Genomic DNA, 15,919 nt, shown 5'->3' with positions numbered 1-15,919 from the left:
GCATCGTCGGCGCCCAGACGCCGCAGGAGGTGACGCAGTGGGGTCTGTTCGAGACCGCGCCCGAGGACGCGCACCACCGTGCAGCGGATGCGGCTGGCCTACCGCAAACAGGCCCTGTGGGGGCTGGTCGACCACCGCACCACCCGCCGGCCCAGCCCCGCCGGGCGCGCCGACGCACGCGTCATCGCCGCGATCGAGGAAGCCCGGCGCCGCCAGCGCGGCCGCTCCAAGGGCACCGTCAAAGGCCTGATGCCCCTGGTCGCGCAGATCCTTGCCGACCGGCATGGCAACGGCACGGTGCCGCTGCCCTCCCAGGCCACCTTCTACCGCCTCGTTCACCAGCTCGCCGACCCCGCCGAGCACCCCCACCGCCCCACCCGCACGGGCAACTCCCCGGCCGGCCGGCGGGCGTTCACCCCGACTGTGGCGCTGCGGCCCGGAGAGCAGGTGCAGGTCGACACCACCCGGCTGGACGTGATGGCTGTCTTCGACGACGCCACCACCGGCCGGCCCGAGCTGACCATCGCCGTCGACGTCGCCACCCGCGCCATCCTCGCCGCCGTCCTGCGCCCGGCCGCCACCCAGGCCGTCGACGCCGCCCTGCTGCTCGCCGAGATGGCCGTCCCGCACCCTGCCCGCCCCACCTGGCCCGTCGCCCTGCGTCTGGCCCACAGCCCGCTCCCCCAGCTGAAGCGGCTGCTCAGCCTGGACGAACGCCTTCACGGCGCGGCGGCCCGGCCGGTCGTGGTGCCCGAGACGATCGTCGTCGACCGGGGCAAGATCTATCTGTCCGCGGCGTTCACCGCCGCCTGCGAAACCCTCGGCATCAGCGTCCAGCCCACCCCGCCGCATGCCCCCGCGGCCAAAGGCATCGTCGAGCGCACCTTCCACACGATCAACCAGCTGCTGTGCCAGCACCTGCCCGGCTACACCGGATCCGACGTCACCCGCCGTGGACCCGACGCCGAAACCGAGGCCCGCTACAGCGTCGCCCAGTTGCAGGACCTCCTCGACGAATGGCTCATCCACTACCGCCACCGCCCCCACGAAGGGCTGCGCCACCCCACCCTGCCGAAAAAAGCCCTCACCCCCAACCAGATGTGGGCCGCCCTCATCGCCGTCACAGGCCACGTCCCCCTCCCCCTGACCGGCAACGACTACCTCGAACTGCTCCCGGTGCGCTGGCAAGCCATCACCCAGCGCGGCATCCGCCTCGACCACCGCACCTACGACCACGACTGCCTGACCCCCTACCGCGGCCAGCCCTCGCCCCTTGCCTCCCGCGGCGGCAAATGGGAGATCCACACCAACCCCCACGACGCCCGCCAGATCTATATCCGCCTGCCCGACGGCCACCTCACCGAAATCCCCTGGATCCACCGCGACCACATCCACGCCCCCTTCAACAACGCCACCTGGCAGCACATCAAAACCACCACCACCCGCGTGAGCGGCGACCGCGACACCCACGAAGCCGACCTCGCCGACGCCCTCGACCAGCTCATGCAACTCCTCAACCCCCGGCCAGAACAGCCAGACACACACACCAGGCCATAACCGACACACCCCCACCCCGCACCCCGAGCCCGACACCCCGCACCCCGCACCCCGCACCCCGTACCGCAGGCCCCGAGCCCCGCACCCCGAGCCCGACACCGCGTACCGCGGGCCCCGCACCCCGAGCCCCGCACCCTGTACCCCGTACCGCGGGCGCCGGCAGCCCGTACCGCGGGCCCCGGCCGGGCAAGCCGCCCGCAGGCAGGACAGCAGCCATCAGTGACGCGGCACAACAGCACCCAGAACCAAGGCAGGAGAGATGAGCGCACCCGTCCAGCTGACACGGGCACACCGCGTCCTGATCGCCGTGGTCGCCTCCGGCGTGGTGATCATCGCCGGTATCGGATTCGCGGGTTCCTACACCGCCGTCCGCGAACTCGCCTGGAACAAAGGCTTCGGGAACTTCTCCTACCTCTTCCCGATCGGCATCGACGCCGGCATCTGCGTCCTGCTCGCCCTGGACCTGCTGCTGACCTGGATCCGGATCCCGTTCCCGCTGCTGCGCCAGACGGCGTGGCTGCTGACGGCGGCGACGATCGCGTTCAACGGTGCGGCCGCCTGGCCGGACCCGCTCGCCACCGGCATGCACGCGGTGATCCCGGTGCTGTTCGTGGTCGCCGTGGAGGCGGCCCGGCACGCCATCGGCCGCATCGCCGACATCACCGCCGACAAGCACATGGAGGGCGTACGGCTCACCCGCTGGCTGCTCAGCCCGGTGCCAACGTTTCTACTATGGCGCCGGATGAAGCTGTGGGAACTGCGCTCCTACGACCAGGTCATCAAGCTCGAACAGGAACGACGCGTCTACCAGGCTCGCCTCCGCGCCCGCTACGGACGCACCTGGCGGCACAAGGCTCCGGTGGAGTCGCTGCTACCGCTGCGCCTGGCCCGCCACGGCATCCCCCTCACACAACCAGCCCCCGCAGGCACGGCCCCCGCAGGCACGGCCCCGGGAGGCACCCGACCAGCGCCCACCACACAGGCACCCTGGCACATCACCGGCCAGCCGGCCCCGCCCGGCCTCCACGACGACGCTCAAGGCGCTCAGAGCACGCCACACAACGAACCTGCGCAGCCCGACCAGACCGCCCGACCTCCTCAGCCAAACCCGTCACCAGCAGCTGATCCGCAGCACGACCCCAAACCCAGCACCGAGACCAGCGCCACCCTCCCTGACGCGAGTGCGGCATACGCGCAGCAGCCCCGCAACCACCACAACCAACCGGGCGCCCCGCACCAGACAGTCCGGCTCCGCGACACCGCCGGAATCACCAACGCTCCTGGCGCACCGCTCACCGACGAACAGATACAGCCCCCGTCGGCCCTCAGCCAGCGCCACACCCCCCACAGTGACTCCCCGGGCGAGAGAGCAGAGCCGGCGCCGGGCGACGAGAGGTTCGCCTGCTTCGCAGATGACGGGCACGCCTACGCGCAGGAGACGGATACCGAGCCCGGCGAAGAAGACCTCGCGATATCCGTGCAAGGACAGCACGGCCTCACCCACGCAGACGGCCAACCCCTCGCCCGCACCACCAACCCCGCCGCCGCCCTCTTCAAGCCCCAGCAAGCACACGGCGCCGCCGCAGGCACCGAACGATCCCAACCGCGAGAAGATGAGGGACCGCCACCCCTCCCGGCGCCGCAGGGATCCCCCTCACCGGCCGCGGCCAAGGCCGCCGCCATGCCTCACACTCCACAGACGAGCGCGCCCGCCGGCCAGCCGCAGACACCGGCCGCGACAGCGGACCTGACCACTCCCGACCGCTACTACCTCGCCTGGACCGAATACCAGCACCAGCACGGAACAGAACCCACCGGCGAACAACTCTCCGCCTACCTCACCGCCAAAGGACTGACCGGCCGCGGCGGCAAACCCATCAGCCCCGCCAACCTACGCCGCCACTTCCTACGCTGGCGCATCTACACCATCTGGACCCAACACCGCACACACACCAACCAACCCTCCCCCCAAGCCATCACAGCGTCCTGCGCCATCCAAGGCATCACCGCCCAATACAACCGACCCCTCACCCCCCAACACATCACCCAACACCACCCAGACTTCGAACGACGATGGCACACCCTCAACCACCACCCACAACCACACCCCTGACAACCACCCACCACCCACCACCCACCACCCACCAGCCACAGCCACAGCCACAAACTGTCGGCACGCCATCTCCGTGGCTATGTGCCTGGGCAGGGGCCCACAGGCCACCAATTCCACAGGAAAGCTACTCAGGCAATTCCTGCGTGGCAGGTCCGACAACAACCCGAGCACCAACAACCTCGGCCGGCGCCGCGGTTCCACCCGGGCGAACCGCCCCGCGATCCGGCCCATCAGGACCCCGAACATGTCCTGCCAGCGGGCAGGATCTACGCTGTGACCTGCGGCCACCGTCTGTTCTGTTGTCTTCACACACCGGCGGCCGCGCCCGTTCCCCAACCAGCCCCGGCCAGCAACGTCACGATCTGGGCCGAAGCACCGACTCTGGAATTGAATCCGCTGATGGACATGTCCTCCCGAGAGATCCGCATACCCCTCAACGAGGTCGTCGCCGTCCTGCAGGATTTGAACGAGTTCGTGGTTTCCCTCGACCGACTCGGATCCCGCCAGGCATCCGGAACCGCCGACGAGCACACCGTCGGTAAATTCATCGCCGACTGGGATGTAGCGCAACGACTGGCCCGCGCACGACACGTCATCAGCGTCGCGCTGGATCAGGAACTGAGCGAGGAGCAGAACGCTGAGATCGACGCCCTGTGCGAGCAGGGCCGCTTCTACACAGACAACGCAGACCATCCCTCCCCCGACCAGTCCACCTGACACCGCAAGCGCGTCCGGCCGGACCAATTGACGGGAATCAGCCCGACCGCAACCTGGCATCCCACCAGCAAGATCACGATCTACGGCTGGAGTACTACAGATCAGTAAGCACCCGGCTCGCGCCAGTTCTTGCGTACCAGGTCGGCCACCACATTCTTGTCCCACTTCTGCGCAGGTGTGGAAGCGGCTGGGCTCGGGCCTCCCCATGCGCCCGTTCTTCGTCGCCCGGAGTCCGGTTCGACGGCGGGAGCGGTTCGGCCACCCTCCGCAGGGCCGAGGCGGCCAGTTCCCGTACCTCACTTCGCGCTTCAGCGCTCTGCGCCACCTGCCGCACCACGCTGAGCGCGCTCGGGGGCGCCAGCTCTTCCAGGGTGGTGACCACGCTCACGAATTCCGTCGGGCCGTGACGCACCGAGCTTCTTCGAGCCGGGCCCCGATCAGGTGACGCCCGCCAAACGCAACGAGCGAGGCCCCCGGGCTGTTGATCGAGATGTCTGACGTCTCAACCACGATGCTCGGGGGCCTCGTTGGTCATCTATCATGCCGTACTCGACCTACCGCATGCGCTCGTGGAGTGGGTCACCATGCTCGTTGTCACCCGTGAGGGCGACCGCCGCTGCAAGCTCCGCCCGTCCCAGCGCGCGATGGTGGCACTGGTGTACCTGCGCGACCACACCACCCTGGCGAAGATCGCTGCCGGGTTCAAGATCAGCGAGTCCACCGCCCACGCCTACACCAGCGCGGTCGTCCACCTGCTGACCGAACGAGCGCCGGGTCTGCTGAAGGTCTTGCGTGAGACCGACCCCGACTTCGTCCTGCTGGACGGCACGCTCGCCGAGTGCGACCGGGTCGCCGACGGACGGGCCGACTACTCGGCCAAGCACCGCCGGCAAGGGGTGAACGTGCAGGTGGTCACCGATCCGGGCGGCCGGCTGCTGTGGCTCCCACCCGCACTGTCGGGCCGGGCTCACGACCTGACCGCTGTCCGCACCCACCGGATCATCCGCATCTGCGAGCGCCAGGGCGTCCCCATCCTGGCCGATCTCACCTACCAGGGCGGCGGCCCCTGGGTGACCACGGGCATCAAACGCAGGCCCCCTGCAGGAACTCACCCCCACCGAGAAGACCCTCAACCGGGCCCTGGCCGCGGCACGGGCACCGGCCGCACGCGGCGTCGCACACGCCTGAAGTCCTGGCGGATCTTCCGCAGATCCCGATGCAGCCCCAACCGCATGACGTCAATCACCAAAGCCGTCCTCACCCTGAGCGGCAACACTGAAGAAGCTCACATTTTCAAGTTCACTAGCGCTCCAGTGGGAGCCCTCGAGCGCCGGTCCGCTTTGCACCCTGCAATTTCGCGCCGGTCAGCTTGGCGCCGCGGAAGTCCGCGTTGGTCAGGTCCGCGTTGGCCATCTGCGCGTGAGCGAGGTCCGCGCCACGAAGATCGGCACCTTTCAGGTGCGCGTCGCTAAGGTTTGCGTGGCTCAATTTGGCGTTCCTTAGATCTGCGCCCTCCAGGAAGGCGAAATTCAGATCCACACACTCCGAGAACCCTTCCTCGTCCGCTGGATCAAGTGGCAAGCGGCCACATGTCATATCTGCTCCGCGAAGGTTCGCATCCGTGAGTGCCACGAGGGAGAGACGCGCCCCAAAGAGTTGCGCACCACTGAGGTTGGCCCCTTCAAGGATGGCGTAATCCAGGTTCGCGTAGGCCATGGACGCCTTGTGGAGGTCGACGGCGCGGCGTGCTCGGAGGTCGAACGCGCCGCTCAGATCGGCATGGCGAAGATCTGCTGCGTCTAGGTCCGCCCCAGGGAGTTTGATGGGAGCCTCGCCGGGGAGCCTGAGGCCACGGAGATCGGTTCTGCTCAGGCTGACAACTGCCCCTCTGTCGCGTTCGGGGCGGCGTCTGGCCAGCGTGGCGATCGCTGCCGTGACATCGGCGCTGGGTGTATGCGCGTCGGGGACCCGATCGAGCGGCTCTTTCAGGCTCTTGCTACTGGACCCGGCGTGCCGTTGCGCGAAGGCCGCGAGCACGGAGACAACCGCGGGTTGGTCGCGGGCGGAGTCCTGCATGATGCGCTGCAGGGCGTAGATGCCGCCCAATCGGATGTCCAGGGACTCCGATCCCAGATTGCCGATCGCGGTATTGAATCGGCTCGTGATCTGTCCTTGTTCGGCGATCCCGAGCTCCTTGGTGGCCTGTCCGACCTGCATCCAGGTGAACAGCAGCGCTCCCAGAGCGGCGAGCCCCGGCAGGCTGGCCGCGATCAAGGTGATCAATTGCGTCCGGTCGGCTTCCCTGGTTCGGCGTGCGCTCGAACCACCGTGCTGTTGCCGGCGGCCAAAACGGCGGCGAGCGGTACGGCGAAGCCTATCGATGCTCGGTGTCCCAGCCACGTGCCCATGGCATCCCGTAGGCCAAGTGCCAGCAACTGGTACTGCTCCAGGGAGAGCACCACCAAGGCCCGATCTAGTCGAGAAACCCCAGCGTTGTCCGGCTCGCACTGGGGGCACGGCTTGACCCCGTCGAGAGCGCTCGCCGGGCCTGCTCGCGGCCGATCCCCGTCGACAGAGGCCCCGGCCCAGCAGTCGCCGACATGAACGTACAGCGGCTCGCCCCCGGTTAGTTCCGGGGCCGAGGAGCCAGTCCGGCTCGGGCGGCCGGGCCTGCCTGCCGCGCTGCTGCTCCGCCTCTCGCCGCTCACCTCCCTCGATCAGGACGAAGACGCCTTCGGCGTAGCTCTTGTCGGCGTGGCACACCTGGACCAGCCGAACGCGGCGTTCGCGCAGCAGGGGCAGCGACCTCGTGCCCGTTCAGCCGTGCAAAGCGGTGCCTGCCGGGTGAATCGTCCTGGGCTGACGGGTGCCGCGCCGGCCGTCCGTGAGCGCTGCGAGCAGCTCGGCGGGATCGGGCTGCTGCTCCTCGCTCAGGTAGCGGATGCCGTCGCCCTCCGGCGGGGTGCCGGTCTCCTTGCCGATGGGGTGACGCCGGCTGACGGCGGTGCGCCACCCGTAGCGCTCGTCCCACACCAGGGCGGGCGCATAGGAGCCACTCAGCAACACGGCCGCGGCGAGCACGTCACCCTCCACGCGCTGCACCACAGCGTCCTGCTGCTCGGCCAGGCCGGCGCCGACCAGGACGTCGGCGACGCGCTCCAGGTAGCGCTGGACCTGGCGGGCGCGCAGCTCGGTAGCAGCGCTGGCGAGGGCAGTGCGCTGCACTGCAGTCGGGTAGCCGAGACGGGTGGCGGCGGCCTCGGGGGTCAGCTCCGACTCGGCCTGCAGCAGGTCGGCGATCCTCTCGCCCCGCAGCCGCGGCAGGGCGCGCGCCGCGGCGGCGTAGGACAGGCCGAGGCGCTCCTGGACGGTCGCGAGGGTCACCGCCGGGTCTTCGTCGAGGAGGGCGCCGACCCGGGCGGAGATCTCGTCGCGCGGAACCATGTCACCGCTGCCCTTGGGGCGGCCCCCCTTGGGGCCGGTATCCGCGCTGGCGCTCTTTGCCGCGCGGAAGGCCTGCACGATGCCGCGCGGGCAGTGCTCCACTCCCTTGACCTTGATCAGGTGAGGGGCGATCTGGGGATGGGTCTTGTAGGAGTCCCAGGTCTTGGGGGTGATCCCGAGCTCGGCTGCGGCCTCGTTGCGATCGAGGAGGTCCTGGTCGTCGTCCTCATCCGGAAGGGCGGGGACGGGGCGGCCAGCCAGGTGGGCTGCTGTCTGTTCGCTGTCCCACAGCTTCACTCGCGCGTCTTCCGAACTGATCAGGGGCGGAAAGTCCTCGGCGGTATAGGGCTGCTTGTTGCGGAAGGTGCCGATGCTGATGCCCATCGCCGCAGCGAGCTCGTCGCTGGTCTGGGTGTACTTCCGGCGTCCGGCGCGGATCATGTTCTCTCCTGGTCGGTGGGCAGCGCGCCGGCGTCGGCGGTCCGAGGGGCAGGTGGCCTACGTGGTGGGGGCGGGCGTGCGGTCAGCGGTGGCGGCTTTCCACTGCGCTTGGAGCACGTGGACGGCAGCCCCGTAGCAGTGATCGTCCTCGCCGGTCCGCGCGTCCTGGGACTCTTTCAGCGCCTCGAGCAGCTCCGGCTCGTCCAGGAGGCGGTGGTGCAGGTCCAGGCCGAGGCGGGCACCGAGGTCCTCGAGGACTCGATCGTGACGCTTGAGAAGGGCTGCACGGCGGCGCCGCAGAGCCTGGCGTTCCCGGGGATCGGCTCGCCAGGTCACCGCAGCCAGCGTGATCAGCCCTCCGAGCGTCACGGCGCCGGCCGCCATACCGATCGTCGCCCACGGGACGGCGACGTCGGGCAACAGGGGCGGGGCCCGTCCCGCTCGAACCGCACAAGCGGTTCCTCGCTGCCGCCGCCGGACAGGGTCATCTCGTGGGCTGCCCTGGGGGCCAGGGTGCCGTCGGCCTCCCGCACGAGGGTGGTGTACACCGGCGTCCACACGCCGTCCTTGCGGACGCGCTCCACCACCGCGGAGGACTCCGCGGTGAACGTGCCGTCCGGGTTCGCGAGGACCTGGTTCGTCTCCGTCGTCAGACCCTGAACCGCAACCCGCTGCCCCGTCTCAGCAGCCTTACGGGACGCCTTCAGCTCCGCCGACTCCGCCGGAAGCCCGTCGTCCTCCCAGAACGAGCGGCCCTCGGCCTCATCATTTCCCGGCTGCGTGGAGGAGGCACCGATGTTCGTCTCAGCACCGCCGTCCCCCTCAGCGGCACCCGCCGCGGCTGGGCTCCCGCCCAGCAAACCGGCGACCACAGCCGCGGACAGCACGGCTCCGATCGCACCTGAGACCGGCCGCCGCCATCGGCGCCGGTACTCCCCCACTGTCATAGTCCAAACCCCAACTACCTGCAGAAACGCACAAGTCGCCGCAGGTTAAAGATCGGGTAAGGAAGCGATCAAGAAGCAGATACCCACCCAAGTAGGGGCTTGCCCCAACGAACCATGACGGGCAGCCAAGTGTGAAGAACCTCGCACAACTTCCGTACAACCTTTGCCGATATTCCGCACAGCGAACACACGGAACAGGCTCCTACCAGCCGGGCCCATCGGCCAGCACCCAGGAAGCACGCGATGGTGCAAACGAGCGAACCCACCGAACCTACCTGCGGAAGGCTGCGGCCCAGGCCCTGGCCCCACGGAAGTACGAGAGCCAGGCGGCTAGCATCGCCCCGCTGCTTCGGTCCTCCCTGATCACTCAGCTCAGGGACCGGCGTTTTCACCTGGGGGTTTCACACATGGGCAAGCGTGCCGCCGCAACTGTCGTCGCCTCACTCACAATCCTGTGTCTGAGCACATCGATGGCCACAGCGGAAACCCGCCAGGGCGACACGCAGATCCTGGCCGCCTCCGTCAACGGCGGCCGCCCGCTCGTCATCGGAACCCCCGCGGAAGCGTCCTTCAGCGCAACTGTCACCGCCAGTGACCCCGCAGGTATCGACTACATCGACGCTTTCCTGTACCGAGGCCCCAGCACCGCACCCACAGGCGCCCTGGCAGCGGCAACGAAGCCCCCCTGCACAGCGGTCAGCGCATCAACGACGCGGTGTTCCTTCGAGTTCTTCATGGGCGAGAACTGGCTCCACAACGGCGACGCCGGCACCTGGCGGCTCTACGCCGACGCCACCGCACTCGACGGCGACCACCACCGCAAGGCCGCAGCATCCCTCAGCGTGCTGCGCGCCTCGAAGGTGACGGCCAACGCAGCGCCTGAGCCTGTCACCAAGGGCAAGCCGATCACCATCACCGGCACCCTCAGCCGCGTCAGCTGGAACGACGCCAAGTACTACCACTACGCGGGCCAGCCCGTACGCCTGCAGTTCCGCACCCCCACCGGCCACTACACCACCGTCAAAACGGTCACCACCAGCTCAACCGGCTACCTCAAGACCACCGTCACCGCCACCCGCGACGGCTACTGGCGATACAGCTTCCCCGGCAACACAACCACCGGAGCCGCGAACGCCCCCGGCGACTACGTCGACGTGCGGTAACAGGTGACATCCGTCCAAGCTGACCGCCGTCACAACCTGTGCAGTGTCATTGTCGCTGCCGTCGTGCATCCGGTGGGCTTGAAGTGCACTGCGTCTGGCTGCTTCCCTGAAGCTCGTACCGTTGTGACCTGCTGCGCCGCCCAGTTCTCCATGTCGTCCTGCAGCCGGGGGCTCAGCGAACAGCCCGCCGAGTCAGGAGAACAGTTCATGGTGACTCCTTGTCCACCGACGGCCCAGAAGTCAGAGCTTTCTACGATGGGCCGGTGACCGAGACACTGCCGCCCGTGGGCATTGACCTCTTCGACGTTGAACGGCTTCTGCTTGCCGAAGCTGCGGAGCCGACGCTCTCGCCCCAGGACGCTGAGGCCCGCGACCAGGTGTGGGACATGGCGGTCCGGGCCAACCCGGCCCTCTTCGACGGGCCTGTGGTGGCGTGTGGGGGCCTGGAGTGGACGGGTCCGCGCAGCCTGCTGTTGTCCTGGGTGCGTGTGACCTACCGGCACTACGCCTTGCGTCGGGTTCCCGGCGCTACCGCGCTGCCGTCGCTGTTCGTGAACGTCGTCCAGCCGGCCGACGACGGCCGGGTGCTGGCGGCGAGGATGTCGCCTTCTACGGCAGCCCCGGGCCGCTGGCAGCTGCCCGGGGGATCTGTGGAGCCTCCCCAGGTCGGGGCGGTGTGGATGAGCCGGCCGTGGCCGGTCAGGCCGCGCGGGAGCTCGCTGAGGAGTTGGGGATCGGTGCGGCCGCCGAGGACCTGAAGCTGTGGGTCGTCACCCGCGGTGAGAACGGCAGTGTCGGCCTGACCTACCTGGCCCCCGCCCTTCTCGAGGCCCGGCTGCGCGCAGCTTTCACCGCTGCCGTGGCAGCCGAGCGCGTCCGGGGCAGCGAACCTGAACTCGACGACATCGCCCTGGTGCACTCGCCCGGCGAACTAGAGGGGCTGGCCGGGCCGCACGCTGACTACCTGGAGCCGATCGTCCGCCGCTTCACCCGGGGCCGCTGAGGTCAGCCGCCGGCGAGGAAGTCGCGTCCCCGTTCGTCGAGTTCGGCCACGCATCGCAGGCCACGGGCCCTGAAGCTTGCAAGGTCGCTGCGCATGCGGGAGACCGCCCTGCGGGCGCGGACGGAGCGGACACCGTCCATGTGGTCGATGGCCCGGCGCCAGGTGGCACATGCCTGCTCGATGCTGCCCCGCTTGCGGTGCATCTCCGCGCCCGCGACCAGGTCCAAGGCGACGATCCGCACGTAGGTACGGGCCGGGCGGACTGTGGCCAGTGCGTACTGCGCGGTGGCCGTCGGCCTCAGTCAGCGGTGCGGCTCAGCGCGTACTCGTGGAGGGTTTGGACGGCTGGGTGGGTGGTGCGGTGCCGGGTGATGCGTTGGACGGATTGCTGGACGAGACGGATGCAGCGGCTGGCGTCGGTGGCGAGGGCTGTGTCGAGTGCGGTGCGGGCGTCGTGGGCGGCGGTTTCGAGGTCGCGGCGGGCGAGCGCGGTTTCGGCGCGGTAGGCCAGTGCGAGGGAGCGGGTGCGTTCGCGTGATGGGGACAGCAGTGCGACGCCGTGTGTCAGGGCCTGTTCTGCTCGTCGGGGTTGTCCGAGGGCGAGCCAGCAGCGGCCGCTGTCGACTTCCAGGTCGGCAGGTGACATCCACGACGCCCAGGCCGGGGTTGTGGCGGGCCGGGCCCGGTTGAGGTCCTTCTCCGCGGCGAGCAGCGCGCGGTGGGTGGCGTGGGTGTCGCCGCTGGCGGCCAGCGCGCCGGCGCGGCGCAGTTGGAGCAGTGCGCGGGCAGCGGGTGAGCGTGTGTGGGACTGTGCGGTCTCTAGCAGCGGAATTGCCGTGGCTGGCAGGTTGAGCCAGGTGGCGAGGTAGGCGAGGTCCGACAGGATGCCGGCACCAAGGTCGCGGTCGGCTGCGGCGTGGGAGGCGTGCCGGGCGGCGAGCCAGTGCTTTTGCGCGGCGGCGTGTTCGCCCTGGTCGAAGTGGAGCCAGGCCGCGCATTGCGCGGCCGAGGCTGCGACCTGGTGCAGGCGGCGCTCGGTGGCGTGGTCGTAGACGGCGTTGTCGATGAGTTGGATCGCAGTGCGAAGCAGCGAGTGGACGAGATCGGTGCACTCTGGTGCGCTGGTGTTGGTCATGGCTCGTAGTTCGTCGGTGCGGGTCTCCAGCCAGGTGACCAGGGTGGGGTCGACGCGTCGGCCGTTGAGGGCGCCGGCCAGGCGCTCGGGCTCGACGGTGGCCCATTGTTGGGCGGCGCCGGCCAGGGCGCCGCTGCTGATGGCGAGGAACGTGCGCCGGTCGGGATGGTGCAGGGCCACCAGGACCTCCCTGAGGGCGGCACGGGTGCCGCGAGGGCTGAAGTCGTGCGGGGTGTCGAAGGCGGGCAGCCACCACGGCCAGCCGAGCTGGGCGACGTGTGTCTGGCCCACGCGGAAGACCTCGGCGAGCAGCATCTGGTAGTCGTCGTCGGGGGCGGTGACCCGGCCGGACTCCCATTTGTAGATGCGGTCGCGGCCAGGGTTGAGGATCATGCCGTGCCGTGCCGCGGCGGCCTGCAGCTCATGGGCGAGGCGTTCCATGCTCCATCCGAGCTGGCGGCGGACATACGCGAGCGGGTGCTGCTCGAAGCGTGATCTCGCCTGCATCGCCCCTCCGTGGGTGACATGCCCCTTCTTGTGCGGCTCTACCGTTGCGCGGCGCGCGGCAGTTGGGCAAGTACGGCCCGCCTTCCCCGGGTTGGGCATACAGCGGGCATACAGACGCCACGCCCGATCCGGCGAGAACGTGTCTCGCGCGACATACCCCCTTCCACCCCGGATGCGCGGGCGACGGTCGTGTTCCGGTGAAGGAGTGCTGCCGTGATTTCGAGGAAGGGCGTGCCGGGTGGCACAGCGCGCGGTCCGTCCCTTCGAGCGCAGAACCTCGCCTGTCCCGTCCCGGGATGGCTATGCCGGCTGCTCATGTGCCCCGGTCTGTCGCCCACCGTGTGCCCGCCCCTGTCGCGTGACCGGTTCCCCCTCGGCGGGGGCGGCCCAACCCAGCGCCTGGAGTTCCTGATGGCCACACGCTCCTCGACCACAGCGCAGCCCGCCAGCCCCGTGGCCCCTTCGGGCTACCGGCTCCTGAGGGAATGGGGCGCCGCCGCACCGCGTTCGTGCCCGCGCGTACCAGGAGCGCCCGGCTGCCAACGCGAGACGCTGTGCGGCCGCCTGACGGACGCACAGCCTCGCTCCACGGAGGAAGGGAGACCCGGGCGTAGCGAAGGCGCGGGAGAGGGGCGCGCAGCCGCAGCCTCATGCAGGCCCGCTTCCCCGACCTGGTGCAGGCCGCCGAGCAGCAGCTGCCCGACTGCCTGGTCCTGGATGGCGTTATGTGACCTGTGCGGGTGTCTCAGCCCCAGGGTGTCTCAGGTGGCGCACCTCTGTAGACGAGAGGCGTTCGCCGCCGATGGTTCAGGGAGCCGAAGAAGGAACAGGGCCGTGCGGCCGTCAGCGCGGCACAGATAACCTGCGCGAATGAAGCGGATTCAGCGGGCCGCTGGCGCGGTTGTCGGCTCAGCGGTGGGTGACGCCCTGGGCGGCCCCTTCGAGTTCGGCCCCGAGGGAGCGTTCTCCGCGCGGTTTCCCGCGCCAGGTGCCGGTGGCGAGATGTGCGGAGGCGGTGGCTGGGACCCCGGCGAGGCCACTGACGACACGCAGATGGCCGTCTTGGTCGCGGAGTCGCTGCTGGAGCAGGGCGGACTGGATCTGCCGGACATCTTCGCCTGCTTCCAGCGGTGGGCAGCATCAGACCCCAAGGACATCGGCCTGCAGACCGAAGACGTCCTGACCAACGGCATGCCCTGGGACCTCGCCGCCGCGATCCATTTCCAGGTCAACCAACGAGCGGCCGGAAACGGCTCCTTGATGCGGGCATCGACCTCCGCAGTCCACTTCGCGGCCGCCGGCCAAGAAGCCACCATGGACGCCGCGCGCCGCATCGCTGCTCTCACCCACGGTGACCGCGCGGCCTGGGAAGGAACCGCGATCTTCCACGAACTCATCCGCGTCACGTTCGAGGACACCGACCCCCTCACCGCGCTCCCGGACATCCTGGCTCATGTCCACCCCGACCACCGCAGCCGCTACACCACCGTCCTCTCGCCCGACTGGCACCCCGATCAGGCAACCGAGTTCAACGGTGCCGTCTGGCCCTGCCTGGGCTCCGCCGTCTGGGCCCTGCGCACCACCACCAGCTTCGAAGACGCGATACGCGCGGCAATCGACCTCGGCGGCGACACGGACACCGTCGCCGCGGTCACCGGAGGCCTCGCGGGGGCGCACTACGGGCTGGATGCCATCCCCGCCCATTGGACCCAGCCGCTTCATGTCCCCCTCCCAGGCTTCGATGGACGGGTGTTGCACCTGGCAGACCTGCTCCACCTCGCACACCGCCTCCTGGAGGTGGGCCGTCGATGAGACAGACTTGGCAGCCCACATAAACGGCGAGCTGATCGTGTGGGGCGACGACCGCATGTCGTTCGAAGCGCTCCAGCGCCGTGCGGTCTCCATCGGCCGGACCGCAGCCCGACTCGCCCAGGAGTGGCCGGCGCACTTCATTGCCTTCGACCTTCTCCAGGCCGACGGCGAGGAACTGGTGGCCGCTCCGCGATGGAGCTTTGCAGAGAAGTCGAGGAGCCGTGTCGGTGGCCGGCGCCGTCACAACGTGCCCGGTGGTCTGCCACACCAGGCGGCCGCCGGGCACCCAAGCTGCCCGCGTACGGCCGCGCGCGGCCTAGCCGAATCCGGGCTGTGGCGCCGCAGCCCGGCGTTCGCCTCAGTCCGCGCCGGCACCGGTGATCTGGCGCGGGGCGTGACGATCGAGCGCCTCCTCGAGCTCGGCACCGATCTGCGGAGGCATCTCCCCGCTCCGGCCCCACAGCACAACCAGCTCGGCCACCTCGCGCAGCCTGACGTTGGTGTGCTGGGACACCTCCCGCAGCACGGTCCAGCCCTCGTCGGGAGCGATCCGCCCCAGCGCGACCATCATCCCGATCGCCTGGTCCACCACCGCTTGCGACGTCACCCCCTCCTCCCCCACCCCGCTTCTCCCGATCCAGACGGGCGCGGAGAAGTCCCGTGCGTGACATCCCCGGGCAGCGCCCGGGCCGAGTGGAGGATGGGGGGTATGGCAGATCACCTGCGCTCTGATGATGCCCTGCTCCTCCTTGATGACCAGCAGATCGCGGTAGAGGTCGACCTGGGCCTGTTCCTTGCGCACACCGGCGTATGGGGCGGCATCCTGCACCAGGTTCCGCAAGAGCTCGCCGACGCCGTACGCGGCACTCACCAGATGCGCCTGCGCCTGCACAGCGGCCAAGAACGCCGAATCCGTCCCCTTGCCACCTCCAGCGTGACGACGTCGATCCCCTTCGTCGGCGAAGGAACACCGCCCTCTAGCGCCAGCCTCTGCCAGAGTCTCGCCCATCACCTCAGCCGTACTCACGGCCCCGGCCGACGCCGCAAGCCAGACACGACGGCGCCCGATCCCCTGTCCGG

General features: G+C 69.5%; 13 protein-coding genes and 3 pseudogenes. 7 read left to right on the top strand and 9 right to left on the bottom strand.

Translation table 11 applies throughout. The features are described from left to right. Window positions 1–78: 78 nt before the first annotated feature. Together ACIQ6Y_RS37690 and ACIQ6Y_RS37685 are read left to right on the top strand one after the other, a co-directional pair. Entirely contained in the window at window positions 79–1,557 is a 1,479-nt protein-coding gene (locus ACIQ6Y_RS37690) for a transposase (protein WP_404046904.1), read from the top strand. A 259-nt stretch (window positions 1,558–1,816) separates the two neighbouring features. Further along, window positions 1,817–2,530 (top strand): annotated as a pseudogene (locus ACIQ6Y_RS37685) (DUF2637 domain-containing protein); the annotation flags it as partial. A 1,272-nt stretch (window positions 2,531–3,802) separates the two neighbouring features. Here the strand turns inward: ACIQ6Y_RS37685 and ACIQ6Y_RS37680 are convergent. Beyond that, window positions 3,803–3,958 (bottom strand): annotated as a pseudogene (locus ACIQ6Y_RS37680) (IS701 family transposase); the annotation flags it as partial. Between ACIQ6Y_RS37680 and ACIQ6Y_RS37675 the strand changes: the two are divergent. Both ACIQ6Y_RS37675 and ACIQ6Y_RS37670 read left to right on the top strand, forming a co-directional pair. Then, window positions 3,944–4,387, top strand: a complete 444-nt coding sequence (locus ACIQ6Y_RS37675; RefSeq protein ID WP_404046901.1) for a hypothetical protein — start codon at window positions 3,944–3,946, stop codon at window positions 4,385–4,387. The pseudogene ACIQ6Y_RS37680 and the gene ACIQ6Y_RS37675 sit on opposite strands and share 15 nt — an antisense overlap. A 584-nt stretch (window positions 4,388–4,971) precedes the next feature. After that, window positions 4,972–5,574 (top strand): annotated as a pseudogene (locus tag ACIQ6Y_RS37670) (transposase family protein); the annotation flags it as partial. Between the two features lie 115 nt (window positions 5,575–5,689). Here the strand turns inward: ACIQ6Y_RS37670 and ACIQ6Y_RS37665 are convergent. The 5 genes from ACIQ6Y_RS37665 to ACIQ6Y_RS37645 all read right to left on the bottom strand — a co-directional run bounded on the left by ACIQ6Y_RS37665 (window position 5,690) and on the right by ACIQ6Y_RS37645 (window position 9,159). Further along, window positions 5,690–6,670, bottom strand: coding sequence for a pentapeptide repeat-containing protein (locus tag ACIQ6Y_RS37665; protein WP_404046899.1), 981 nt, complete (start codon window positions 6,668–6,670; stop codon window positions 5,690–5,692). Next, complete coding sequence (locus ACIQ6Y_RS37660; protein WP_404046897.1) at window positions 6,667–7,095, bottom strand: DUF6233 domain-containing protein; 429 nt, start codon at window positions 7,093–7,095, stop codon at window positions 6,667–6,669. The genes ACIQ6Y_RS37665 and ACIQ6Y_RS37660 overlap by 4 nt, the downstream gene beginning before the upstream one ends. Before the next feature lie 109 nt (window positions 7,096–7,204). Then, window positions 7,205–8,272 (bottom strand): hypothetical protein, encoded by a 1,068-nt coding sequence (locus tag ACIQ6Y_RS37655; protein ID WP_404046895.1) that lies wholly within the window; start codon window positions 8,270–8,272, stop codon window positions 7,205–7,207. A gap of 57 nt (window positions 8,273–8,329) precedes the next feature. Continuing rightward, the gene (locus ACIQ6Y_RS37650; RefSeq protein ID WP_404046893.1) at window positions 8,330–8,656 is read right to left on the bottom strand and encodes a hypothetical protein; all 327 of its coding nucleotides are present in this window, start codon (window positions 8,654–8,656) and stop codon (window positions 8,330–8,332) included. Next, window positions 8,638–9,159: a hypothetical protein gene (locus tag ACIQ6Y_RS37645; protein WP_404046891.1), complete on the bottom strand. Its 522-nt coding sequence runs from the start codon at window positions 9,157–9,159 to the stop codon at window positions 8,638–8,640. Before ACIQ6Y_RS37645 ends, ACIQ6Y_RS37650 begins: the two co-directional genes overlap by 19 nt. Before the next feature lie 530 nt (window positions 9,160–9,689). Here ACIQ6Y_RS37645 and ACIQ6Y_RS37640 point away from each other — a divergent pair. Both ACIQ6Y_RS37640 and ACIQ6Y_RS37635 read left to right on the top strand, forming a co-directional pair. Further along, window positions 9,690–10,382 (top strand): calcium-binding protein, encoded by a 693-nt coding sequence (locus ACIQ6Y_RS37640; protein WP_404046888.1) that lies wholly within the window; start codon window positions 9,690–9,692, stop codon window positions 10,380–10,382. A 676-nt stretch (window positions 10,383–11,058) separates the two neighbouring features. Next, window positions 11,059–11,385, top strand: a complete 327-nt coding sequence (locus ACIQ6Y_RS37635; RefSeq protein WP_404046886.1) for a hypothetical protein — start codon at window positions 11,059–11,061, stop codon at window positions 11,383–11,385. Between the two features lie 2 nt (window positions 11,386–11,387). Here ACIQ6Y_RS37635 and ACIQ6Y_RS37630 read toward each other — a convergent pair whose 3' ends face one another. Together ACIQ6Y_RS37630 and ACIQ6Y_RS37625 are read right to left on the bottom strand one after the other, a co-directional pair. Then, window positions 11,388–11,627, bottom strand: a complete 240-nt coding sequence (locus ACIQ6Y_RS37630; protein WP_404046883.1) for a hypothetical protein — start codon at window positions 11,625–11,627, stop codon at window positions 11,388–11,390. 56 nt (window positions 11,628–11,683) lie between these two features. Continuing rightward, window positions 11,684–13,027 (bottom strand): XRE family transcriptional regulator, encoded by a 1,344-nt coding sequence (locus ACIQ6Y_RS37625; RefSeq protein WP_404046880.1) that lies wholly within the window; start codon window positions 13,025–13,027, stop codon window positions 11,684–11,686. A gap of 870 nt (window positions 13,028–13,897) precedes the next feature. Between ACIQ6Y_RS37625 and ACIQ6Y_RS37620 the strand changes: the two genes are divergently transcribed. Continuing rightward, window positions 13,898–14,839, top strand: coding sequence for an ADP-ribosylglycohydrolase family protein (locus ACIQ6Y_RS37620; RefSeq protein ID WP_404046878.1), 942 nt, complete (start codon window positions 13,898–13,900; stop codon window positions 14,837–14,839). A 358-nt stretch (window positions 14,840–15,197) separates the two neighbouring features. Here ACIQ6Y_RS37620 and ACIQ6Y_RS37615 read toward each other — a convergent pair whose 3' ends face one another. Then, the gene (locus tag ACIQ6Y_RS37615) at window positions 15,198–15,476 is read right to left on the bottom strand and encodes an ANTAR domain-containing protein (RefSeq protein WP_404047016.1); all 279 of its coding nucleotides are present in this window, start codon (window positions 15,474–15,476) and stop codon (window positions 15,198–15,200) included. Between the last annotated feature and the right edge of the window lie 443 nt (window positions 15,477–15,919).

It is taken from the genome of Streptomyces sp. NPDC096205 (assembly GCF_044763135.1).
In the GTDB taxonomy this organism is placed as follows: Bacteria; Actinomycetota; Actinomycetes; order Streptomycetales; family Streptomycetaceae; genus Streptomyces.
The sequence above is the reverse complement of the archived record's forward strand: the minus strand, read 5'-3'. Positions and strand labels throughout refer to the sequence as shown.

Coding starts and splice junctions, on each gene's coding strand:
- ACIQ6Y_RS37625 (WP_404046880.1), bottom strand. CDS start 13,027: ATGCAGGCGAGATCACGCTTCGAGCAGCACCCGCTCGCGTATGTCCGC.
- ACIQ6Y_RS37640 (WP_404046888.1), top strand. CDS start 9,690: ATGGCCACAGCGGAAACCCGCCAGGGCGACACGCAGATCCTGGCCGCC.
- ACIQ6Y_RS37650 (WP_404046893.1), bottom strand. CDS start 8,656: ATGGCGGCCGGCGCCGTGACGCTCGGAGGGCTGATCACGCTGGCTGCG.
- ACIQ6Y_RS37620 (WP_404046878.1), top strand. CDS start 13,898: ATGAAGCGGATTCAGCGGGCCGCTGGCGCGGTTGTCGGCTCAGCGGTG.
- ACIQ6Y_RS37655 (WP_404046895.1), bottom strand. CDS start 8,272: ATGATCCGCGCCGGACGCCGGAAGTACACCCAGACCAGCGACGAGCTC.